This is a genomic window from Ruegeria sp. BG11 (assembly GCF_056538565.1).
Window position 1 is genome coordinate 1 of sequence record NZ_JBQFTH010000025.1, and the last position, 22,983, is coordinate 22,983.

The following is a 22,983-nucleotide window of genomic DNA, read 5'->3' on the forward strand; positions in this document are numbered from 1 at the left end:
CTGTCAGACGAATTCGAACCAGTCTCAGTTTGCTGCGAAAACCGCGCACCTATCCGGAACAAAGTTGACGCCACTCGGCGAGAGCGGCGGCGCGGGTCAGCTTGAAGGTGTCCCGGCTGGTGAACGATCTTTCCTGATTGAAGTGGTTGTAGACCGAAGAGTGGACGGCGGCGAATTTCTGCAAACTTCGTGTTCACCTGAAACCTTGCATTGCGCGTTCTCTTCGTCGGAAAGGCAGATGCGAATTCTCAACTCGGTTGTTGAGCCACCTGCCCGTCTGCTGTTTTTCCATAGCACCAAGTTCTCTGAGCACGGCCCGGTATAACGCGAAGCGATCCGTGACGACGGTTTCCGCTTTACCGTGTCACTTCATTAACTTCTTCAGGAATTTCAGTGCTGCAGCCTTGTTTCGGCGTTTGGTAACAACAGCTTCCAGCACCTCGCCTTCATGATCCACAGCCCGCCAAAGGTAGTGCCGCTTGCCATTCACCTTCACGAAAACCTCGTCCGCGTGCCACTTCCATTTGGAGTATGCTATCAATTTCTGAACACGCTTTCTTCGGATCTCAGCAGCAAACATGGGGCCAAACCTGTTCCACCAATACTGGACAGTTTCGTGACTCAAGTCGATGCCTCGCTCGTGCAACAAGTCTTCGACATTCCGAAGCGAGAGCGGGAAACGGATGTACAGCATCACCGCAAGGCGGATGATCTCGGCATTGGTTTTGAAGTATTTGAAAGAAGCAGGTCTGGTAATATGCAAAAGCCGCGCAATACCCCTGCCCCGCTCAACCAAGTTCTTCTGAAAAGACCATGGCAGTCTTTCATAGAGATCATGCTGAAACCTATGGGAGAACTAAATCGCGGAGAACAAAAACCGGAATCTGTATGTTCGTCAACTAGGCCTGATAGTTTGCGACACATCCCCAACAATCTTGGGCACCGTGACAGCTAGTTTCGATGCGCCAGTGTGAGTTTGCTACAGTTCCGTGATAAACACCATCGTCAAGCCAAATGCAAAACTGGTTTGCCAATTCACCTCGGCCAATTCAGGTCGTGCCGGCGTTGGGCGGATGTTAGGCCGTTTTGGAAATATGCGTCGTAGTATTCGTTCTCGACCCGATGCGTCTGAAGCCAAACACCCGGTGCGTGGACTGCTTCGCAATGGGCAGGGAATCGCCCGTGTGTTTCATAAATGTACGTACAGATATCGCGGGCGCATTCGATTATGTCCTGCTCGTATTCGCCCGCTTCTTCCAGATACTTGGCGCCAAAATCGCCCTTGTAGATTTGGCTGAACAGCGCGTCGTTCTTGTAAATTCCGTCGGGACCGAACTTGCCTGCAACAACTGCATCAACGGCATCGGACATTGACGAATAATAAGGCGGACATTTACCCTTGATCAGGTGCTCTCCATGATGGCGCAATCCCACCGCATGGGCACGGACATGCTTCATCGCAGCAACCGGCAAAGTATGCCAGCGGAGCAGATCCATCAGCCGCCATTTGGGTGTGACATAGTCAAACCCCAACATCTTACCGAATCTGTCGCTGAACTTCGGATCGCCCATCAGAACCGGTGGAGATATCGCGGCGTGAATCCAGCCGCCCAGACCCAGAGCCTCGGTCACAAGAAACAAGTTTTGCACCAGTAGATCAGCCTCGATCTGTGTGCGCATTTGGCCCAAGATCCCGAGCGGAATCTTGATATCCGGGTTCAGAAAACCCCTGTCGATCCACTTTTTGACACCAGCGGGCCGATAAAAATTTCGGTCATCCACGATGACCGGCCGCGCCTTGTCAGGCTGCGTTAGAATGTACATCAACGCGTTAATGTATTGGTGAGATAGATCCACCACCGGGAAGAAAATGGTCGAACCCGGAGTGTTTGACAAAAAGCGATTCGAATCGAGGTAAGCCGGAAAATCACGCATCCCTTCGGGCACGTCGACACGCCGGTCCAGAATTTGCACTTTTGACTGTTCTGCACGCTCGATCAATACCTCGGGCGTCCAGCTTTCGGTCCCACCTTCAAGAGGTTCAAGCCTGCGCAGAAAGTAGGTACCACTGTCATTAATCATAAAGAAATGCGTACCTTGTGCATTGTCCGGGCTACCGGCAGTGCGCCCCTCCATCACAAGGTTCGGCTTCGACATGATCGGATCGCCGCTTTCGTCGTCGAAAAACGGCCTGTCAGGCATGGTCAGGCCCGTAACGCCGCTTGCGGCAATCAGGATCGCCTCTTGCAGCGGTGAAAGTGACGAGCGCTCATTCTGAGATTCCCAACTGAGCGAACCGGCGACTACATTCGAACCGCGGCTGACACGCTTGGTTCTGCGGTTCCACAACGTCTGCGCCAGCGGGGCATTCAGAAAGGCCTTCAGCCCATTTTGAACTTTGTCCGTCGGCATTTCATTCCCCCTTAACCACATTCCAGGGCGCAAAGGCCGTCGCATTCTTTGGCAGAACCGTTGCAAACTCGGGGAAATGCCGCAACAAAACGGATTTCATACCGTTTTGCGCCACCCACTCCATCCCAAGCGGCGTATAGATTTCCGGTCGAAAGTCAGTGGTCAAAAAGCGGTCCGACTGCAACCTGCGCGATGCCATTAGGATAAAGACACGAAACGCCGTGTCCGAGAATCCGAATCCTTCAGGCGGGGTTTCTCCCAACAGGCCAATCACCGTATCGACCTTGTCGATATCGCCATAGAGATCCTTTAGTATTTGATTAGTGTCGGGGTTAGCCGTCAGGTCATCCCAGTCGGTAACACGAGGCATGTGCAGCCCTTCGCGGAACGCGTTGTATCGCGGTACGTGCCGGGCGCGCGTGCGGACGATGTCTACCACCGATAAATCGATCAGCTCATCAAAACGTTCGAGGTTTTGAAGGGATTTCGGAAAGTTGTGCAATGTGATCGCACCGGGATGGGCAATACCCTGAGAATAAAGACAATCGCGCAGGCCAAGCTCTCGCAATTGCTCGTCAGTCTCTTCGCCCTGAATCTCCAGAAAGCCACGGCGCGCTTTTTCCTTGCCGGATTGAAAATCATAGAAAATGTAGTCGTCCGGAATTAATGGATGCATTCGGTAAACCGTCGCAAATTCTTCCGTCAGGGCGTAGCGCCCGGTGTGGTGATCAGGCTCAGTTTCCGGGATACCTTTAAGCGCGTGAACGTCAGTCAACCAGATGCCCAAGCGCGTCAACCACGACTTAGGCGGGCCGTGCCAGTTGGTGTTCATTCCAATATCCAGCGCTTCGGTGCCAAGTATGGCTGGCGTCCATTCGACCGTGTGGATCTTCGCGATCAGCGCCGACACGATGAGGCGGGCGGTCTGATACACCCGTTCTTCGTCCATGTTGGGGTGTTCGCGCTGCAACTCGTCACAAAGAACATTGTGCTCTCGGGCAAACAACGTGTGCAGGGTCGACAGCCCCAGCCACCAACTTTCGTTAAAGCCGGTCAGCTCAAATCCCTTCACATTCAAAGGCAGGTAGCCGTCTTTGGTCAGCTTTAGCTTGGGTCCGTTACGAAGTTTTTTCGCGGCCTCGGAATTGACGCCATAAACTTGCGAGCCATCCCACCAATGAGAGTTCTCGTTTGCAAACAGGATCGGATCATCTGCCCCCTCTTTCGGGATGTTTCCGGCGATGCGCATATTACGTTCCGGCTCTCCGTCCGGGCGGTTCTTCCAATCAGGGTAGCCATCTGGGACAGGAACGACGTCATCATCCTCGCCCAGTTTGCGCCGCTCGTGCGATACCCAGTCATGGACTTGAAACTGAATCCACGAGGCCGCCAGGATGTTCAGGATTTTGGCGGGGATAAAGGCCTGTCTGTCCATCAGCTTCCGGGCTACCTCAATTGGGTTGGGGCTGCCGTCTGGCTGGGCCTGCGGTGGCATGTTTCTGCCAAAGGTTGCGCCCGCCGCACCCATCGTCGGATCCGACAGATCATTATATGTGCCGTCATGAGTACGGTAAACGCGATGTTCGGGGGCAGGTTCAGGCGGCACCGCGCGCGCGCTTGGCACGGTTTCTTCCGGATCGGTGTCAATGAGATTCTTTTGCCTCAGATCATACCTGAGCGCGTCGAGGTTGAGCAGCTGAACCAAAAGAAACGGAATTTTGTGCCACGGAATCCTGCGGTTAACGGCGCGCAGTACGGATCGCGCGGCCGTTCCGAAGATTCTATTCTGAATCGGAGGCGGTGCGGCCTTGAACCGTTTGCCCTGCCGGTGCGAGGCGGATGCGTCATAAGCCGCTTTGCGCGCGCGGTTCAAGTTTCCCAAAGGACGGAACTCTTCCGCTGTATTCCACGGATTGAACCCCAGTTGCTCGATTTTCAGCGCCTCGGCTAGGGCCTGCGGTGACGACAGATCGCGCTGAGGCATTACCAATTCCGCCACCTTTAGAGGCGGGCTGACCCGTTCGTCCCATTCATGCGCCGCGTCTTCGATAGGTGTTTGATCCTCTGAAACAAACCGCTGAACGAACAGTTCAAAAACCACATCACCATTTGCCTGACGTGTGGCGTATTCTGAAGACAGACGCGACGCGCCAGAGTGGGTACCCTTCACCGCCGGCGCATCCGGTGCCGGTTTGAAAACGTACCGCGCCGCTTCGTTTCCCCAGGCAATGGCCCCACGGCTCCAGTAGCTTTCCATCGCTACGCTGTCACATTCCCTGAATGCTGTCCGCACGTTGTCAAGCATCCGGCGTGTTTCAGAGAAGCCCAGAACAAAGCAAAGGCGCACCAACCCCACTAGCTTTGACAACCTCCCACCGGAAACCGCATGTGCGAAGACCACGAACTGGCGGGCATTGCGCGCGTGGGGAACAGGAAAATTCGTGGCCAGTAAGTCATGATCAACGCCGTCAGCATCGCGAACGCGTACTGCCAATCCACGCAGGTCTTTTTCTTCATCGGATTGGGTTTGCGACGATGCGTTGGAAATCCGCACCATCGCTGGATACCGTTTGCCGGGTATCGCGAACCCCACCTCAAGGTCCTCTGGCAGGTCGTCGACAAACCTCAATTCAGCGCCTTCAAATGCGGCGATTGCCTTTTTATGAAAGGCGCGCTCGACCTTGGGCGCTTTGCCAGCCTTTGCAGACTTCTGCTGTGCTGCCATCATCAGTTCGGCAAGCTGTTTTGTTTCTTTCAACTCTGCCTCGGGCGAGCCTCCGACATACACTTCGCGCCATTTTCGCAGGGAATCCGAGCTACCGTCCATGGTGGCCTCCTGTCTACAATCCGAACCTTGAACGAATGCCTTGCCAGATCGCGGCCAGCACACCTTCGGGATGGGGTGAATAGTTCGGCAACGCCAGACGTGTAATCCGCGCGTCAATGAGGGTCGGTTTGCCGCTTGCCAGAGCCGCCGCAAACGCCTTCTCGAACTCGTCGAGCTTGTTGACCACGTATCCATCTGCGCCACAGGCTCGGGCGTAGGCGGCGTAGTCCGGATTATCGAATTCGACGAGCCCTGTTTTGAAGAAAGCAGACAACTGATACAGCTTGATCAGCTTGAATTCGCTGTCGTTGAAAATGACCCAAACCACTGGAATGTTGTATTGCACGGCCGTCATCAATTCGAACCCGGTCATCAGGTAAGAACCATCACCAACAGCAGCTACGACCGAGCGATTCATTTCGGCATACTTTACACCGATCGCTCCGCACACCCCGATCCCCATCGGACCATAGGTTCCGGGTTTTCTGAAATTCTGGCCTTCCTTCAGCTCAAGATAGTAGCCGGCCCAGGCCGCATGTGCGCCCGCGTCTGCCAACACAACACCGCCCGGCGGCAGCATTTGCGAAATCTTTTGAACCATTTCCCCCGGATGCAGTTGCTTTTGCGGGGAAATGATGAAGCGTTCATCGTAATCCTTGGGCCGATAATCCCGTTCCGGCACGGGACCTACCGAGGCGTCTAAACGATCATACAGACCTTGCAAGGTCTGTTTCGCATCCCCCAAAACGACGTGATCAGCTTTGTAGAACTTGTCAAACTCACCTGCGTCAATGTTGACGTGAAGCAGGGTCTTGTTTTCGAACAATCTGTCGAAAAAATCGAATGTCGCATGTTGCGCAAATGAGTTGCCGACCGCAAGCACCACATCCGCGTCGTCGAAAATATCCCACGCTGCCTTGTGCCCTGAATCACAATAGAGCCCTATAGCCAATGGGTTTTCCTCGGCTACGATCCCTTTTCCATCCATTGTCGTCAGCAACGGTATCTGAAACCGCTCGATGAACGCCTTGGTGACATCATTGGCTCCGGCCAGGATCGCCCCAAATCCGGCAAGCATCACGACTTTTTTCTCAGCTTTGATCGCCTGTTCCAACACGCTCGCAGCACGATCCAGTGAAGCCGGATCAGGCGTCACACCTGTCTGCGGCATGCGCAGAGGCCTAAAGTTGGACACTTCGATCTTGGGGTCGGTTATGTCCTCTGCGACGGCAACATGTACTGGGCCAGGGCGACCTTCAAATGCGATTTCGATGGCTTTTTGCAACGTATCGATCAAGTCATCGGGGTCGGTTACAAGAAAATCTGCCGGTTCGCCGGACTGCGGGTCTTTTTTTGTGGCAGCACGAAACATCATCCGCGAATCCGGAGTGCGGGCAAGGCCAGAGGTTTCGTTCAATCCCCCCCTTCCCTGCCATGCCACCGTCGAATACCCGCTGATCGCCAACAAAGGATAGCTGTCGGTCAAAGCCACGCACATTCCTGAAATAAGGTTGAACGCACCCGGACCGGCAGTGGCAAAACACACGCCTAGATTTCCGGTAAACATCGCGTGACCGCAGGCCATGAACGACGCTCCCTGTTCATTTTTGGCTATGATGGGTCTGATCTTTTCCGATGCGTCGAGCGCAAGCATCAAACCGGCTGCATTTTCGCCGGCACCGCCATAAGCGGCGTCTACCCCAATGGTTTCAAGCGCGGCGACAACCGCTTCGTAAACACGCATTCAATACCACCCAATAAACTTTCAACAATATGCTGCGATCATAGCAGAAATTGTCTTTTTAAGAAACAGAGCGCCCGTAAACTCGTGCATAGGTGGCAGGCAAGATACTAATTCTGGCAGCGCAATCGAAAAGCCGGGGCGAATTTAGGTCCCCTTCGCGTCCTAGCGCTGTCCTTTTGACATCAGGTCCGGATTCTGGTCAGCGACCTTTCGAACCACGTCCAGGGCTGTTGGCAAATTGGTCGTATCAATCCCATCCGGCTTTTGATTTGTTTCGTTCAGGTACTCCAGGAAGCGAAGCAAATTGCTCAGCGACTCTCCGTTTTCCGGGTTTACGGACAGGGCATCTGCGAACCATCTTGCGGGATCTCGGTAAGGAGGTGAGACATCGTGTGAACAGCAGAGCATGGCATCCGTCACGCCCAGTGCGTTGCGGTAGTGGGTATCGGTCGGGGACAACGTCGCCGCCTCAAGAAAGGATACGCGCGCAGCCATCCAGTCTTTTTCTTCCGAAGCCTGAATGAACCCTATCAACGCATGGGCCAATGCCCTGAGTTCAGGTTCATTGAAGGTCAACTCATTGTCCAGATAACGCTTTAGCGCGGCCTGTGCCATTTGCACTGTCCCGTCGGACACAGGCGGAAACTCATCGGACAACCGGTTTTGCCGCAGCCTTAGAAACCCGAGCGCACCATTCAGAAAATCAAGTTCGGGCAAGCTACTATGGAACAGATGCGAGGCTTCGGGGTTGATGCGAATGTATCCCTGGTTGGGATGGCCACCGAACATGTCGTCCACCTTGATCCAACCAGGTTCGGCCCCAATTTCAACACTGAATGCTCTTCGCTCGTTCGGCTCAAAGAGCAGCTCGTCGCTGGAGGCCTCAAGATCGGGACTACTGTAGACTTTGCTGGCCTCGATAAACGTAGTGTCGATGCGTCGGAACAACTCTTCGGAAACCACGCGCGGTGCAAAAGTCACGTCGAGCGCAGGTATCGAAATCGACATCGGCTCGCCGGACTGGCCAAGGTAAGCATGCAGAAATTCTTCGGCGAAGTTATTAGAAAGAGGTTGCACGGCTTCGTATTGATCCGTGAGACGGCGAAACCCCCGGAGTCTGGACTGAACGAAAATCTGGTCCTCTTCCAAAAAAATGCGACCCTGCAAGAAAACCAGAATTTGCCCCTCACGCAATGGCTGCGACGCCCCGCCTGACAATAACAGGCCCAAAACAACGTCAGGATCGCAAACACCATCTAGGAACATATGTGCGACCACTCCAAGACTGCGATAGGTCGGCTGATGCCAGCTATCCAGTTTGAAAAGCCAGCTGAACCGTCGTGCCGTCTTCTGCAGTTTCGCCAGTCGGTCCCCGTCACCTGACGACACATCGGCCGAGGTCGCCAGATACTCCAAAGGAACGATGTTTGCTGCAGAGCCCTCAAAAAGAAACGGATATTCGCACGCGGTAAATCCACCGGCCTGGACGGGTCGCGAATCCGACACAACGCCCCCCAGAGAAAACAGAGTAACGGAAACGGCCAACCCTGCACGCGTCATGAATGACCTGATTGCGTGTTCCATTATTGACCTCCTCCATCGGTTTGAGATGGAAGCGGATCAACACAGAGCCCCTTGTCGTCAGCGTCACTTCCGCGAATTTCTCGAAGAATTGCAAGCGTACTCTGGTCAACAAAACTGTCCAGCGTCTGTCGATAAACACGATCCGCCCCTTCGCGAGCGAAATTGCCCAGCGCCTGCCATTCGTCCGGCTCCAATCCAAGGTAGTCAGGCCTAGGTTTTGCTGCGTCAAGCGTTCCGATCGCGTCACAATAAAACGCACGAGAACGTAACAACATTGTCTTTTGCTCTTGGGTTTGAACCGCAGAGTCAGCCGCCCTTTCGTGCCGCAATCCCAGCGCCAAAGCAGAGAACAGACGCAACTCGGCATTGCCCCGAAACAGTTTATCCAGCCCTGCATCGATCTGGGCCTGCTCGTAGAGCGCCTCGTGGTAACCCTGCATACGGGGCGGCTCGACGTTATGGAAACCGTAGTGGCGCAGGGGAATGACCACATAGGCCACGATAATGTCACCCCCGCTGACTCTGGCACCGACTTCTAGCAATACCCGTTCGTCGTTCAGAACTCCTGTGACGTCGGCATCATAGGTATTTCGATCCCGCAACCGACGCTGCGGGCAGTAGATCACCTTTGCAAGAGACCCAAGCGAGGCGTCGGCCTTGTCAAAGTGCATTTCGAATGCAGCAAGCAAGGCGCGCCGTCTGCGTTCGCTGATCGGGCTGACCATATCCATCGAACCTATAAGCAATTTGTCGTTTCTTGCCGTGTCATCTGGGCAACCCTGAAGCCCCGCGTGCACGTCCTCACCCAAAAGAAAGATTACGATCAACCCCACCACAACTCCCCTGCACATCTGCGAGAAGCTCTTTTTAGAAGGTTTGCAATTCACCAGAACATCCACCATTTCTGCGCCCTTTGGTTTGCTCTTTCGATTTGCGCCAATGCCGCCTGAATTGCCTTTTGAAATTCCGGCTGCGCATCAGCAGGCACCCCTGCATATGTCAAATCCGCGCCGAGGCGTTCCAGCGGTTCCACAGCGTCGAGGCAACCTACGCTGCCAGCGATTTCGGAGACAGCCTTACGCGTCCCCCACTTGAAAGTTTGGGTCGGATCATCAATCACGCGGATGATGACCTCGCAGGTTTCGTCGTTCGTTATCAGTCCCGCCTGTTCCAATCCCAGCTTTCCCCAGCTGACCTGAAACTCATTTCCATGGTCGATGAATTGGACCAGCGGAAATGCTGCAACGCTGCCGAAGCCCCCTAGCGCAAGCGCGGTTGCCTTGGATTTTTCAGCGCTATTCGCGAACTCATCACTGTTGAGGTCAAGAATGTAGGTCTTGAGCTTATCCGCCGCGTCCGCGGTAAATTGCGCGCGCTTAAGATCAAGTTCGACGCTCTGAACCAGCAGGTATGCAAGAAAAAATGCGACCGAGGTTTTGATGAGCGAAGAAAAAAGTTCTGCGAACCAGGCCCCGGTCCGTCTGCTTCTGGGTTCGGGCGACGCTGGTCGCTCTGCGTTCCCACCGCTGTGGGTGTAAAGGAGTAGAGCCTCTGATTTATCAGAAGCGTTTTCCTGGTTATTTGCTCCGTCAACACCCATGGCTTTGTCAGAACTTGCGATCCTGGCACTTGGCCAATCTTATCACAACAAATCAAAATTCAGAAGAATTCCTCCTGATCTCAACTCATGCCAAGCATCTGGGAGCTGTACGTAAACGGGTCGTCCGGTCCTTCAAAACGGCGATTTCCGACATGGTCGACCGTCAAGCGGTGATTGACTTCAGAAATTGTGTTAAGGATTTCAGAGGGGTTTTCGGCAATTCATGAGGTTGAACATGTCTAACCGCCGAGTGAAGCTGCGATATTTTTCGATTGTTTTGCTTCCAGTGCTGATATTCGGTGTTCACAAGCTGATCCAAGATCACATGATCGCATCGGAACTGGATATCCCGCTTAAGATCCTGAGCGATCAGAACACATGGCTTGAAGCGGTAGGCCGGCTCAGATTTCTTGCAGCATCTTGGTTCTTTGCGGCGCTTGCCGTTCTCGCCATTGCCGTGCTGGCCCGCAGTTTGGCGCGACCGATGGAACAGCAAACCAGGGTGGCCGCCATCGTGACGACTTTGGCTGTCTTTTTGTTGGCGCTGACGCCAACAATCCAGCAGTTTACAACATCCACCGCGCCCCGGATTTACTATCAGGTTGGCAAAACGGTTTTTGAAACGACCTTGGCCAAAGGTTCGCTACCCGGTTGCATGAACGCGAATGACACCTGGCTGTTGGGCACTTGCGGTGAAAGCCCTGTATTTTCAATGTTCAACCGGGTTTTGGACATCGTCAATGCACTTGCTGGTCTGTCCGTTGGGGCACTTATTGCCGGTATGATCCTATGTTTGGCCTCCAGAGACAGCCCTGATATCGAAGAAAGAGCCGAAGAACTGGCCGCCAGCCTGCACCAGATGCGGCAGCAATTGTACCTGTCCAGCCTCATTCTGACTTTCGGCATGTTTTTTGCTTCAAGCTGGATGTACTGGCCCATGCCACTGATAGAGGACAGCGCAAAAGCCGCCTACGGGTCGCTGGTCAAAGCGTCTGCATTGTTCACCGGAACCTACTTTTGCCTGTTGATGCTCAGCTTCTATCTTCCGGTTGCTTTGGTTTTGGACAGCCGCGTCAAAAGACTTGCCCTGCGGGCCCGCGGGCGCTCGCGAACCGAAGAAACCTTTGATATCGCCGGTTGGAAAGCCACTCATGGGCTCAAGGAAGGTATGGGCGAGATCCTGCGTGCCGGATTTGCACTTGTCGCTCCGATTCTGGCTTCATTTGCCGGGGGCATAACACCGTTGGCAGTTTGATTGCGCCGTGCGCGCAACCATTTGACTTGGCACCAAAACTTGTGAACAATCTACCAGACTGCAGCTAACTGTTTTGAGGCAGGAAACTGCCTATTTTCCACGGTCAACTTTTAGTTGTACCGATTATCTGCTAGTATTTACTTGGATCGAGAGAACCTAGTTCGGTCTGTTTTCATATAAGGAAGTCGTTCGGTTTAACTAGTTTCGTCACAAACACCAATTTCTATTTTGAGATGAAATCTCCTAAGCAATCGGATGGCTTCGCCGCTTAGCGAGGTAATCTGAAATGCTTTTCACGCTCGGTCACGGTCAAAAGATCATCCTATCCACACAAGCCGCTCCCGGGGCGATGGCAGGTCTGGCTCCGTCGGTGCGCACCGATGCTGTATCCTATGCCCAGGCTACGGCAAACACCCCGATCGCGGTTCCTGCCGGGGCTATGGCAATGCCGCAGGATGGTACAACGCCAGGCGGACCTTTTGGTTACTTCTTCCCCGACGCGCCCGAAATTTCTACTGATGGTACGACGATGGGAAAGCTGGACGCGTTGGCGGATGCGATGGTCGAAGCTGACAATGATCCCCCTCATGCAGACAGCCATATTCCCCCTGTATTCACCTACCTCGGCCAGTTTATCGATCATGACATAACGGCCAACATGGATCCCTCGGGGGATCAGTCTGTCATCGAACCACCTGCCGGAGGAACCCTGGATCCATTGCCCAGAAGTATCGTGACGGCGTCCCTGCTGAACCTTCGAAAAGGATCGCTAGGACTCGACAGCCTTTATGGTGACGGACCAGACAATGGACCTGCCGCAGTCAAACTGAAAGACGCCATGCGCTCGCCCGGATTTCCAGCCATGATGCGTCTCGACGTGCCCACTGACGTTGGTGGTCGTCCCCCGCTGCCTGCGGATGACGCCTGCGACTTGCTCAGGCTCGGCACGTTGTTGGATCAAGGAACTTTGCAGGAAAGCGATATTCTGGGAACTCCAATCGAAATCGCGTTTGCTTCGAATGGCGTGATCAACCGGCGCGCAGCAGTTATCGGAGACGCACGCAACGATGAGAACCTTCTGGTTGCGCAACTCCACGCCGCGTTCCTGCGGTTCCATAACCGCGTTGTCGTCTGGCTTAGGGGGCAGGCGGGTGCCCCCACCGGAGAAGAGGCCGTATTCGAAGAAGCCAAGAAGCTGACGCGCTGGCATTATCAGTGGCTTGTGATGAACATCTACCTGAACAAGGTATGCGACCCCGCCATGGTGGCTGAAGTCATCGCAAACGGTGCAGCAAGTTATGCGGCTTTCTTCGAGCGAGTGAAAACAGCCAGTGGAGGCTCTCTGCCTGCGGAAAACCTTCCATTGCCATTCGAGTTTTCTGTTGCTGCCTTCCGCTTTGGCCACTCGATGGTGAGGGGCGCGTATGACCACAACCGTTTCTTTGGCCGCGGACCGTCGCCGATATTGCCGCAAGCGGGCTTCGATCTGCTATTCGCCTTTACCGGAGGTGGAGGGCTTGGCAATAACCCCACGCTACCAACGAACTGGATCATCGAGTGGGATCGGTTTACACTCGACAACCCGAGCGAGCCCGACCACTTTGCGCGCAAGATCGACACCCAGTTGGCACCGCCACTTGCCGATATGCGCAACGAACCATCCGGTGTCTTCAAGCACCTTGCCCGCCGAAATCTTCGTCGCGGCCATCGGTTGAACCTACCTTCAGCTCAGGCCTGTATCGCGGAATTCAATACCGACAGCTATGGCGGCATCACCGCGCTGACCACCGCAGAGCTGACTTCGGGCGATACCGGGCAGGCCGTTTCGGACGGAGGTTTCGAAAACGAAACTCCGCTTTGGTTCTATGTCCTTCGCGAGTCCGAGGTTCAGGCTGACGGAGCCCATCTGGGACAACTGGGCAGCCGCATTGTCGCCGAAACGCTGGTTGGTCTGACCCTATGTGATCCTTCATCTTACTGGCATCAATCCGGGTCCGACAACGGGCGTTGGCATCCACAGGACGGCGCCAAACCGGACGGCATCGTCGTGGATGATATCCCCGCGATGATCCGCGCCGCACTCTGGATGTAAGGAGAGCCCTATGGTCGACAACGCCCTGCCCGACCCTATTCAAACAGACGAACTGCGCCGAAAGCTGTTTGATCCTTCCGTTTCAGAGGAAGATCTGGCGGCCTATATGGTGCTCGATCCATCAGCCAGTCGGCCATTCGCCCCGGTCGTGCGGGTAAACCCTGCGTTGATTCAGCCCCCGCCCAGCGGTAGCGGCCTGAACAGCGCTTTGCAGGGTGCATTGGCTCTAGGAGGGTTGAATGACGTTTCCCGAGCACGCAGACGCCAAGCCTACCAGGCAAAAATTGCAGCTGGTTGGAACGGGCTGAAAATCGTGTCCGAGGGCGACAGCTGGTTTCAATACCCTTTCCTGTTGCAAGACGTCATCGACCATCTATCTCGAAAACACGCCATTCTGAGCCTCGGCGCAGCAGGAGATAAGCTGGACGATATTTCTGCACAAAACGAGCTGGTCACGGCGGTGTTGGCGGAGCGCCCGCATGTCGTGCTTCTTAGCGGTGGTGGCAATGATCTGGTCGGTGGCGGCAACCTTGCCGCCATCGTTCGCCCCTTTACTCCCGGTCTGGATGCTGAGGGCCACATAACGGACGTGTTCGACCGCATTTTGGCCGATGTGAAACAGCATATACGCAACATCACAAACCACGTTGCCGCGGCCACGCCCGGTACACCGATCGTGACACATACCTATGATCACGCCATCCCCGACAACGGTCGCTGGCTTGGCCGCCCGCTTGACTCACGCGGCATCACTGACAAAGGCCTGCAGCGTGAAATTGTGCACATCCTGATCGACCGTTGGGCCGCAGCTTTGTTCAGCCTCGCCAAAGAACCGGGTCTGGCCGGGAAGCTCCACATTGTGGATTGCCGCGGCACCGTACCCGATACTGGTTGGGAAGATGAGCTTCATCCCGATTCCAAATCATTCGGCAAAGTGGCTCAGAAATTCCAGACAGTCATCAAACGGGTAACCTCTGACGCGCAACCCGCACAGGCACTTGGCGCGATGGGCACACTGCGACGTCCCGCACCCGAGGAAAACGCTCTCGGCGATACAGTTCTTTCGCTCGCCTACCATTTCGATGACACTATCTTGTTGTCCGAGATCGGACGCCGTGCGTCGCTGGAACGGGCCGTACCTGCGGGTGCGGCAATGGCTATGCAGCACGACGTCGCAAATGTACCTGAATCCAGCCTAGCCGGCGGGTACCCAACGCTTCGCCAACTGGGTGCCAGAATCCTCGGGCGGGCACACCGAGAGTTACACAGTCTGCTGTGTGGAACCGACGATGCCGACAAGGAAGACCGCAAAGCCCTGCGGGATGCCTTCAACATCGGACAAGGCGCGCTGGCCGCGGCGATTGCGGGCCTGCTTGCTAGCGGCCCCTTGGGCCTGACAGCCTTTGTCGCAGCCCCGGTCGCGGCAATCATCGTGCGTCGCTTCTTGGCACCCAGTTGGGAAGAAACTTGCACGCTGTGGGGCGAGAAACTGAATGGCGGAAGTACGGCGCAAGCCAGCCTCAACGTCGCTCAGCACGGTATCCAGACTGTAAAAGCCAACCCAGACCGGTTCTGCGCGGCCTTTATGAAAAACGTGGATCCAAGCGAAGTTGAAACGTTAGAAGGATCAAGAGCGGCCTTGCTGAACAGCGCGAAATGGCCCTTTAACTCAAAGATCAAAGTGCGGTTCCTTGAAGGGACGGATCACCTGAAAGCCCGGGTTGAACATTACGCCCAGCTTTGGGTTGCTGGTGATATGGCGTCACTGACGTTCGAATTCGTCACTGACGGTGACGCGGATATCAGAATTTCGTTCATTCAGGGCGCAGGCTCGTGGTCGCTGGTGGGGACCGAGTGCTTTTCAGAGCCTGATCAGACAAAACCCACGATGAATTTCGGCTGGCTGACAGATCAGTCCAGCGAGGAAGAAATTCGCGAGGTGGTGTTGCATGAATTCGGTCATGCCCTTGGGCTGATCCACGAGCATCAAAACCCCGATGGCGGTATTGAATGGAACGAAGCGGTTGTTTTGCAGGAACTGTCCGGCGCACCGAATTTCTGGGACGAGGCCACGATCCGGAGCAACGTTCTGGATCACTACGATCCAACTATCCTGACCCTGACAGAAATCGACCCGCATTCAATCATGATGTACCCAATACCAAATAAATGGACGATTGGGGACTTTGAAACCGGGTTCAATTCGGACTTCAGCCCGTCAGATCGCGAACTGATCCGACGTGCATATCCGTCAATCTGAGGCCAACGGAAGATGCCGCAAAATGCCATGGCTCTGGTAATTGCGATAAAGCGTTATCCCAGTTTTGGAGGCAATGCCTCTTCGGGTTCGCGGGATCTCAAAGGCCCCGTCAATGATGCCACAACATTTATCCAGTGGCTGAAATCTCAGGGGATACCGGATGCTCACATCTTTGACGTAACATCAGACGATTTCCCGACCCCTGGTCCAATTGGCCCCGCGCTGGCGGACCTTACCAACAAGCTTGACGACCTTATTGAGGTCGCCAAGAAACCGCCCGCGAAAGAAAGGCTGTATATTTATGTCAGCGGTCATGGATATGGCAGACGACGGACCGAAGGCGGGCTCTACCTTGCCGACGCGACGCCGGACAACCTCACCAACTTGTTTGTCACCGACTATTTTCACTGGTTCATGGATGCCGCCCGGTTCAAGGAATGCATCCTGTTTTATGACGCATGTATGGATCAAGGGCGGCTAGCCTCGCCGGCGCCGATACATTGGCGGCGTGAGGTAGACCGAGCCAGCCACAATATCCAGGCATTGGGGATTTATGCAGCGCGTTTTGCGGGACGCGCTGTTGAACGCACAATGGAAAACGGCAAGGACCACGGTGCTTTTTCCTATGCTTTGAAGATGGCGCTGGACGGTGCTGCAGCGGTGGACGACGGCCAGGGCAACCGGGTTATAACCAGTGAAAGCCTGCGCGACTATCTGATCGCAACGATGCAGAAACTGATGACAGACGATCAGCGTCAGCACCCTCTGGTTTCGACAGAGCCTGATTTTGGTCCGTTTGACTCGGTCATACTGGTCAAAAACGCCCCGCCTTTTCTGAAATCCGTCCAAATCTTGCTTCCCGGCCCATTGGTCGGCAAAACACTGATTCTGGAAAATGCCAAACTTAAGGAAGAGGCGCAGATAGATGCCATTGAAGATAGCATCACTCTGGATCTTTCACCGGGTTTGTACGTTCTTTCCGACGGCACCGGGTGGGAACGCGCATTTGAATTTACCGGCGCAGAAACCGAGATTGATTTGCAGAGAGCAGAGTAAGAGCAATGCCCAAACTGAGTGTACGCGCTGCAGATGAAACCACCGAAATCTTCGTGATTGCTGCGGATTTCGCCTTGCGCGGACGCGGGGCCCGACGGCTGGATCAGGATCTGCTGGCCGGCATTTACAAGGTGCGCGCAGTTTCCGGCAGGAGTGAATGGCAACGAGTCATTGTTCTGCGTGAGGATACCATTCTCGACGTACCAAAGATCGAATTTGGATCTGCGGCCCCATTGGCCAGCACGAACCGGACACACGAATCTCATATGTATGCAGCCGAACAGGCTGCGCCGCCGGAACAGGGCATTGTTGACGCAGCCCCTGCCATTGCCCTGTCTTTGGGTCGGCGGCGCGCGCCCGTCCACAGCGGATCTTTTGTCTTCATGGCCCGTTGGTGGACACCTTGGAGCGATTTTGGGCCAATGAATCTAGACAATCCGGCTGAAGGTGCAAGCCTACGTACCGGTGGTGGCCGGGGCCTACTGCCTCTGGACCTGTCCACAGAAGAGGGCGACCAAACGGGTCCCACCCATGCAGGACCCCGAATAGCACCCGAAGCGACTTGGTTCTCGGGTGATTTGTCATCGGACCGATATTCCGGTGCATCTTTGAACGCGGCACCCGGTATGTATTCCCTGTCTTTGTCCGATGGCGAAAGCAAAATCGAGCAGATGATTACAATCCTGCCCGGCTGGCGCACCCATGTATTCGCCCTCTATGAGCCGCCGATCGAAAATATCGAAGGCACCGTTACAAACGTAAATAAACGACTTGTGGATATTTCGATTCATATCTCTCGCGACCGGATGTTTATGGGTGACGAAATAGCCCGACTGACGGATGCGGCACGGCTCGCGCTGGCGGATGAAAGGTCGACGGCGACAAACGAATTGCTGCGATACGTGGGTGGAAAGTTTGAAAACCCGATGCTCGGCCTGTATGGGGCCCATCTGTTGTTACTTCTCAAAGGAAAGAGTTCAGCCGCCAGTATACCGCGTCCGGTTGACTATAACGACAGTCTGTATCGCGAAGTTGTCGAAAACACCGCACGTATTTTCGGCGACCAGCACCCAGACATTGTCGCACTGCGCGGTCTGGGCGAAGGAATGAACACGATAAAATTTCCGCCAATGCTGTCACGCAGTTGGTTGAAGCTTCTGGCGAGTTCCGTCGAACATCCGAACCTGATACCACCAAGTCTTTGGCGCCGCACAACCCTGCGTTCACGGACCCAACCCTTCTTCGCATGGCGCATCCCACAATATGGCGGTGATCGCATCATGCAGCGCGAGATTGAATTGACCCGCGCCATTCTTGAAGCCGCCGAAGAACGTGAGCTCTATGACGAAGCAGCGGCCGGTTTGAGGAGCGGGCGCGCCGACGCCTCGGTGCGCGAAGCGTTTGTACGCGAATGCGTTACGTTATTTGAAGCTCCGCGCTCGGTCGTCGATCTGATCCTCAGGTAACGAGCATTCAACTGTTCTAGAAAACCGATTTAGGGCGGCGGAGCCGGAACCGCGTAGATATCCTTGATTTCAGCCGACCACAGCCTTTCTCCGGTCTCAAGATCGTATGCACGCAATTGCATCGGTTCTTCCGAAAGTTCGCCATCCTGCAAACGTACGTATGGCTGCAGTTCAACAAACAGCTTGCCATCGGATACGACAAAGGGTGAAAAACTAACCGGTAGGTCGACCGATCCGAGAACTTCGGTGCTGCCAATGTTATGCAGGTTCCAGTGATAAACGGTCCAGATACCTTCATCTTCCACAGGTGCACTTTCCAACCAGGTCATTCCGTCTGCAGACTGGAACTGCATAGGGTCGAGTGCTGCGCTTTCTTCCGCTGGCTGTCCAGCCGCACCAGGACGGCGGATCGAAAACTGAGGAACGGTGGGAAGCGCACGTTCGATGGTCGGTTCGACCATCGGGCGCACTGTTCCGTCCTGCGGCGACAACCGGACCTGACCCCGGATTACAGTCTCTTCATCTTGCGCCTCGGCAGGAGTTGCGCCCGGAAATGCTCCCAGCGCTCCGGTCGGAGGACCCATTCCGGGCAGAATTTCGTCGGGCAGCATTTCGTCAGGGCCGCTCGCAAGCCCGCGCAGGGGCCGCTCACGGTATTCCCAGCGCAATACGGCTTCGCCGTCCATTGGCTCTGCCGAAACGCTGAAACCGCGGTCGGTCGTCGCGGCTAGACTTGATTGTACGCCGGCAGGCAGTGGCACCGTGCTTTCGCTTTGCACGGCCCCTTTGTCATCGACCCGCAACATGCGGATCGCGACACCGTTGCCCGTATCTTTCGGCAATGCCTGGCTGAGAAGAAGGTTCTCTTTCAACAGCAACGGCTTATCTGCGTTTTCGGAATGCCAGATTTTGGCCCCGTCCTGCAGTGATATTGCTGTCACGCCGCCTTGGGGGGCCATGACATAGGCCCGTCCGCCCTCGGTATCGATGACAATGCCAGAGCTGAGTTCGATGCTTGTAGTCATAATCCTCTTCGCCTCCTCTCAGCTGGGTTGCACAGTGTTGGGCGCGGGGTGCGGATTCAGGGCTATCAGCGGTTGCGACAGATCGAGGGTCCACGCCCCTCTGCCCAGTGTCGCGGCCAGCAGCACCTGATTGGCGTCATCATACTGCAGTTGCATGACCGGCACCGCAGGCAAATCGGCCGCCAAACGAAACCACCCGGTAAAATCCGGAGCCTCGGCAGCGTAGATGCCTGCATTAGTCCCCACGACTAGATGGCCATTTCCAAAGTTTCCACACCAGACAACCGATCGAATGGTACGACCGCCGGCGACCAGCAGGTTATCGGTTCTGTCCACCCAAGTCTGGCCCGAGTCGACTGTCTGATGAACGCTGTTGAACAGAGTCGCGAACGCAGTGGTTGGCATGCTTGCGTCCAATGCCACAGCGGTTACGTCCTCTCCGTTACTGAACCTGGTTGTTTGCTGCAGTTGTGCTGGCGCAGGACCGGTCCGGACGAAGACATCCAAACCTGCGCCTACATACAGCACATCCGCGTCGTTTGTACCGCCATAAGCCACAGAGGCCGCCGCGTTTGCCTGAACTCCGATCGGCCCGACCAGACGCAAAGTATCACCCCGGTCAAAAGATTCCCAAACGGCATTAGCTCCGCAAATGACCAGACGCAAAGGATCGCCCGGGTTCGTCTGGATCGGAGAATAGAACTGAGGCGAAAGGGACATCGTCGTTCCAACCTCAAACAGCTGAAGCCGCTGGAACCCCAGCGAAACCCCGTTTGCATCAAAGAATTGCCGATGCGCATTTCCCAGAAACTGAAAACTGAAATAGCGGACCGATCCGCCGTTCGTGGTGTCAGGTGCAATTGCCACGACACCGCCATCCCCACCCATCACAGTCGGCCATCTTTCGGTCCCTGCCCCGCGTTGGCGCAACGTTCCGTTGTCCTGAGCACCGCCTAATGCGACCTGTGTCGCCGGATCCCAGGCGGCGGAATGAAATTCCGTGTTCTGCAGCGACCCTATCATTGTTACCCAGTCACCAAGGTTAGAATGCGGATCGGTGCGGCGGTAAACACCACCGTCATCGCCTTCGATCAGATCGCCGTTGCTCGCTATGGCCATGGTGCGGGAATCCGCATGCGGCGCGCTGTTTGCATTGGTGTTCTGATGCGTGATCGGGCTGGCTTGTGCTCCGGTCGGTTGGCTCGCATTGACACGGAACAGACGGCCCGAAAAGGTTTGTGCGCCTATCGAGTTGGGAAACTGCGGCAAGGCAAGCCCCGGCGGTGCGTTCTCATCAAACGAAGGTTGCCGGTCACCTCCGATATACACGATGCTGGCATCCTGCAGGTCAGCGGCCATCGAAAAATGGATACCTGCCTGTCCGCCCGGATGCAGGCCAAAGGTATTGCCGCCGCCTTCGGTTGTCGTAGGTAGATCCAGATTGGACCAGTTAGCTCCCCGGTCAGCCGAGTGGAACAATGCTGCAAGCCGGCCATTCACTGCAATCGCAACAAAGACCGTATCGCCTGGCCCAGGTGCTATGCGCACACTGGTTGGACTGAACAGGAAGGACTCCATGACGCTGGAACTGATTTTTGCCCACGTCACGCCACCGTCAGATGTCACAAAGATCGCCCTGCCAGCGTGCACATAGACCAAATCCGCATCAACCGGAGATGCCGCGACCGCGAATGACGGACCTGTTTGCAGAGAGACGGGCGACAGATGAGTGAAGCTCTGACCCTTGTCATCCGAACGGTAAACTCCATCCGCCAAAGAAGCCCGCCCACCGTTTCCCGCAAGAATAATCACGTCTCCGGCGGCGTGAATTGCCCTGATGTGCAAAGCGCGAAACAGCCCGCCATTGTCCAGAATGCTCCAGTTGGCGCCGTCATCTTCAGACAGCATAACGCCCAGCAACGCCCCGCCGACACGGCGCATGCTACTAAAGCGCCCGGTGCCGGCGACGAGTGTCTGCACTGTCGGATCGTCGCGATCCAGACAGAGGGATCCGATGGAAAGAGAGTCTTCGCTTGGCATCAGACTAACCCAGTCTGGCTGTGCGTCCAGCGCGTTCCGTGTACGCCATACGCCTCCGTTTACGGCACCAATATAAAGGATGTCGCTGTCAGCCGGATGTGGAACCACGGCATTTACGGCCCCGACGATTTCGTTGTCGGCAACAGCTTCAGACTGGCCATCCGTAGCGGGTCGTGGTCCTTGTGGTATCCAATTCATCGCACTCCCCTCTTTTGTTCAGTACAAATGTTCAAGCGCCCGAAACTAGGGCTTGCCTTGCTGTCGACGGAAAACAAACAGCGGTCGTTTCAATATTTCTACTGGCTTCCCGGCTTGCTGGCCGGTCAACCCCAAAGTCTTTGATACTATGTGTCCTTTGCGGGCCCGCGCAGGCTTAGGATCTGTTCTCTGACTGCAACCGTGTCAGCAATTGTGAGATCACAAAGCTCACCACAAACCAGGTCGGAAGAAAGGCCAGAAGTTCCAGAAGAAAAGAACCAAACTTGTAAAACGTGTTTGCGATGGCAATCGAAATTATCAGCGACGGGCCCTCAACAACAAGGAGCTTCCGGATGCTCTGGGACTTGACTGCATGGTACATGTCACAATCCTTATTTTGTAAACCAAATGCGTTTACTTTAGCGATCTCAGGGTCTCTCAAACCGCCGATTTAGTCAAGGTTTTTACCGCGCTGCGACGGTTCGGAGACCACCAAAAAACGTGGTTTGCCGAAGCAATAGCTGCCCCGGCAAACCTGCGGGTGCCGCTTCAATCACCCGCGTAACTGCCGCTGACCAACCGCCGAGCCTCGCGGATGATCTCAATGGTGCTGTCAGACTAATTCGAACCAGTCTCAGTTTGCTGCGAAAACCGCGCACCTATCCGGAACAAAGTTGACGCCACTCGGCGAGAGCGGCGGCGCGGGTCAGCTTGAAGGTGTCCCGGCTGGTGAACGATCTTTCCTGATTGAAGTGGTTGTAGACCGAAGAGTGGACGGCGGCGAATTTCTGCAAACTTCGTGTTCACCTGAAACCTTGCATTGCGCGTTCTCTTCGTCGGAAAGGCAGATGCGAATTCTCAACTCGGTTGTTGAGCCACCTGCCCGTCTGCTGTTTTTCCATAGCACCAAGTTCTCTGAGCACGGCCCGGTATAACGCGAAGCGATCCGTGACGACGGTTTCCGCTTTACCGTGTCACTTCATTAACTTCTTCAGGAATTTCAGTGCTGCAGCCTTGTTTCGGCGTTTGGTAACAACAGCTTCCAGCACCTCGCCTTCATGATCCACAGCCCGCCAAAGGTAGTGCCGCTTGCCATTCACCTTCACGAAAACCTCGTCCGCGTGCCACTTCCATTTGGAGTATGCTATCAATTTCTGAACACGCTTTCTTCGGATCTCAGCAGCAAACATGGGGCCAAACCTGTTCCACCAATACTGGACAGTTTCGTGACTCAAGTCGATGCCTCGCTCGTGCAACAAGTCTTCGACATTCCGAAGCGAGAGCGGGAAACGGATGTACAGCATCACCGCAAGGCGGATGATCTCGGCATTGGTTTTGAAGTATTTGAAAGAAGCAGGTCTGGTAATATGCAAAAGCCGCGCAATACCCCTGCCCCGCTCAACCAAAGTTCTTCTGAAAAGACC

The 22,983-nt window shown here is 55.1% G+C and carries 15 protein-coding genes and 2 pseudogenes; 7 read left to right on the forward strand and 10 right to left on the reverse strand.

Annotated features, from left to right (window positions below; all coding sequences use genetic code 11):
- Positions 1–49: 49 nt before the first annotated feature.
- Positions 50–694, reverse strand: a pseudogene (locus ACR0JF_RS22830) (IS6 family transposase).
- Here ACR0JF_RS22830 and ACR0JF_RS22835 point away from each other — a divergent pair.
- Positions 617–955 carry a hypothetical protein gene (locus ACR0JF_RS22835; RefSeq protein ID WP_480670050.1) on the forward strand — a complete coding sequence of 113 codons (339 nt, stop codon included), beginning with the start codon at positions 617–619 and terminating at the stop codon, positions 953–955. The pseudogene ACR0JF_RS22830 and the gene ACR0JF_RS22835 sit on opposite strands and share 78 nt — an antisense overlap.
- Positions 956–1,035: 80 nt before the next feature.
- Here ACR0JF_RS22835 and ACR0JF_RS22840 read toward each other — a convergent pair whose 3' ends face one another.
- The 6 genes from ACR0JF_RS22840 to ACR0JF_RS22865 all read right to left on the reverse strand — a co-directional run bounded on the left by ACR0JF_RS22840 (position 1,036) and on the right by ACR0JF_RS22865 (position 10,167).
- A complete protein-coding gene (locus ACR0JF_RS22840) occupies positions 1,036–2,412 on the reverse strand; it encodes a hypothetical protein (RefSeq protein ID WP_170663331.1) in 1,377 nt (458 codons plus the stop codon).
- Position 2,413: 1 nt separating this feature from the next.
- Complete coding sequence (locus ACR0JF_RS22845) at positions 2,414–5,239, reverse strand: peroxidase family protein (RefSeq protein WP_170663329.1); 2,826 nt, start codon at positions 5,237–5,239, stop codon at positions 2,414–2,416.
- Between the two features lie 13 nt (positions 5,240–5,252).
- A complete protein-coding gene (locus ACR0JF_RS22850) occupies positions 5,253–6,983 on the reverse strand; it encodes a thiamine pyrophosphate-binding protein (RefSeq protein WP_170663327.1) in 1,731 nt (576 codons plus the stop codon).
- A 162-nt stretch (positions 6,984–7,145) separates the two neighbouring features.
- On the reverse strand, positions 7,146–8,567 hold the full coding sequence (locus tag ACR0JF_RS22855; protein WP_170663325.1) for a hypothetical protein: 1,422 nt from the start codon (positions 8,565–8,567) through the stop codon (positions 7,146–7,148).
- Positions 8,567–9,469 (reverse strand): hypothetical protein, encoded by a 903-nt coding sequence (locus ACR0JF_RS22860; RefSeq protein WP_170663323.1) that lies wholly within the window; start codon positions 9,467–9,469, stop codon positions 8,567–8,569. The genes ACR0JF_RS22855 and ACR0JF_RS22860 overlap by 1 nt, the downstream gene beginning before the upstream one ends.
- Entirely contained in the window at positions 9,451–10,167 is a 717-nt protein-coding gene (locus ACR0JF_RS22865; protein WP_170663321.1) for a hypothetical protein, read from the reverse strand. The genes ACR0JF_RS22860 and ACR0JF_RS22865 overlap by 19 nt, the downstream gene beginning before the upstream one ends.
- 235 nt (positions 10,168–10,402) lie before the next feature.
- Here ACR0JF_RS22865 and ACR0JF_RS22870 point away from each other — a divergent pair, with 235 nt between their 5' ends.
- The 5 genes from ACR0JF_RS22870 to ACR0JF_RS22890 all read left to right on the forward strand — a co-directional run bounded on the left by ACR0JF_RS22870 (position 10,403) and on the right by ACR0JF_RS22890 (position 18,296).
- Positions 10,403–11,422 carry a hypothetical protein gene (locus ACR0JF_RS22870; protein ID WP_170663319.1) on the forward strand — a complete coding sequence of 340 codons (1,020 nt, stop codon included), beginning with the start codon at positions 10,403–10,405 and terminating at the stop codon, positions 11,420–11,422.
- A 286-nt stretch (positions 11,423–11,708) separates the two neighbouring features.
- Positions 11,709–13,514, forward strand: a complete 1,806-nt coding sequence (locus ACR0JF_RS22875; protein WP_170663317.1) for a peroxidase family protein — start codon at positions 11,709–11,711, stop codon at positions 13,512–13,514.
- 10 nt (positions 13,515–13,524) lie between these two features.
- The gene (locus tag ACR0JF_RS22880) at positions 13,525–15,774 is read left to right on the forward strand and encodes a zinc metalloprotease (RefSeq protein WP_170663315.1); all 2,250 of its coding nucleotides are present in this window, start codon (positions 13,525–13,527) and stop codon (positions 15,772–15,774) included.
- Positions 15,775–15,801: 27 nt separating this feature from the next.
- Positions 15,802–16,830 (forward strand): caspase family protein, encoded by a 1,029-nt coding sequence (locus ACR0JF_RS22885; protein WP_480670047.1) that lies wholly within the window; start codon positions 15,802–15,804, stop codon positions 16,828–16,830.
- A 5-nt stretch (positions 16,831–16,835) separates the two neighbouring features.
- A complete protein-coding gene (locus ACR0JF_RS22890; RefSeq protein ID WP_170663311.1) occupies positions 16,836–18,296 on the forward strand; it encodes a hypothetical protein in 1,461 nt (486 codons plus the stop codon).
- Positions 18,297–18,325: 29 nt separating this feature from the next.
- Here ACR0JF_RS22890 and ACR0JF_RS22895 read toward each other — a convergent pair whose 3' ends face one another.
- The 3 genes and pseudogenes from ACR0JF_RS22895 to ACR0JF_RS22905 form a co-directional block, all read right to left on the reverse strand.
- Positions 18,326–19,321, reverse strand: coding sequence for a hypothetical protein (locus ACR0JF_RS22895; RefSeq protein WP_170663309.1), 996 nt, complete (start codon positions 19,319–19,321; stop codon positions 18,326–18,328).
- A gap of 18 nt (positions 19,322–19,339) precedes the next feature.
- The gene (locus ACR0JF_RS22900) at positions 19,340–21,559 is read right to left on the reverse strand and encodes a hypothetical protein (RefSeq protein ID WP_170663307.1); all 2,220 of its coding nucleotides are present in this window, start codon (positions 21,557–21,559) and stop codon (positions 19,340–19,342) included.
- A gap of 659 nt (positions 21,560–22,218) precedes the next feature.
- A pseudogene (locus ACR0JF_RS22905) lies at positions 22,219–22,863 on the reverse strand (IS6 family transposase).
- Between ACR0JF_RS22905 and ACR0JF_RS22910 the strand changes: the two are divergent.
- The coding region (locus tag ACR0JF_RS22910; RefSeq protein ID WP_480670052.1) for a hypothetical protein at positions 22,786–22,983 on the forward strand (198 nt) is incomplete at its 3' end. The pseudogene ACR0JF_RS22905 and the gene ACR0JF_RS22910 overlap by 78 nt on opposite strands.

Bases quoted from the DNA above. Each gene is read 5' to 3' on its own strand.
- ACR0JF_RS22840 (WP_170663331.1), bottom strand. From the start codon at position 2,412: ATGCCGACGGACAAAGTTCAAAATGGGCTGAAGGCCTTTCTGAATGCC.
- ACR0JF_RS22845 (WP_170663329.1), bottom strand. From the start codon at position 5,239: ATGGACGGTAGCTCGGATTCCCTGCGAAAATGGCGCGAAGTGTATGTC.
- ACR0JF_RS22850 (WP_170663327.1), bottom strand. From the start codon at position 6,983: ATGCGTGTTTACGAAGCGGTTGTCGCCGCGCTTGAAACCATTGGGGTA.
- ACR0JF_RS22855 (WP_170663325.1), bottom strand. From the start codon at position 8,567: ATGGAACACGCAATCAGGTCATTCATGACGCGTGCAGGGTTGGCCGTT.
- ACR0JF_RS22860 (WP_170663323.1), bottom strand. From the start codon at position 9,469: ATGGTGGATGTTCTGGTGAATTGCAAACCTTCTAAAAAGAGCTTCTCG.
- ACR0JF_RS22865 (WP_170663321.1), bottom strand. From the start codon at position 10,167: ATGGGTGTTGACGGAGCAAATAACCAGGAAAACGCTTCTGATAAATCA.
- ACR0JF_RS22870 (WP_170663319.1), top strand. From the start codon at position 10,403: ATGTCTAACCGCCGAGTGAAGCTGCGATATTTTTCGATTGTTTTGCTT.
- ACR0JF_RS22875 (WP_170663317.1), top strand. From the start codon at position 11,709: ATGCTTTTCACGCTCGGTCACGGTCAAAAGATCATCCTATCCACACAA.
- ACR0JF_RS22880 (WP_170663315.1), top strand. From the start codon at position 13,525: ATGGTCGACAACGCCCTGCCCGACCCTATTCAAACAGACGAACTGCGC.
- ACR0JF_RS22885 (WP_480670047.1), top strand. From the start codon at position 15,802: ATGGCTCTGGTAATTGCGATAAAGCGTTATCCCAGTTTTGGAGGCAAT.
- ACR0JF_RS22890 (WP_170663311.1), top strand. From the start codon at position 16,836: ATGCCCAAACTGAGTGTACGCGCTGCAGATGAAACCACCGAAATCTTC.
- ACR0JF_RS22895 (WP_170663309.1), bottom strand. From the start codon at position 19,321: ATGACTACAAGCATCGAACTCAGCTCTGGCATTGTCATCGATACCGAG.
- ACR0JF_RS22900 (WP_170663307.1), bottom strand. From the start codon at position 21,559: ATGAATTGGATACCACAAGGACCACGACCCGCTACGGATGGCCAGTCT.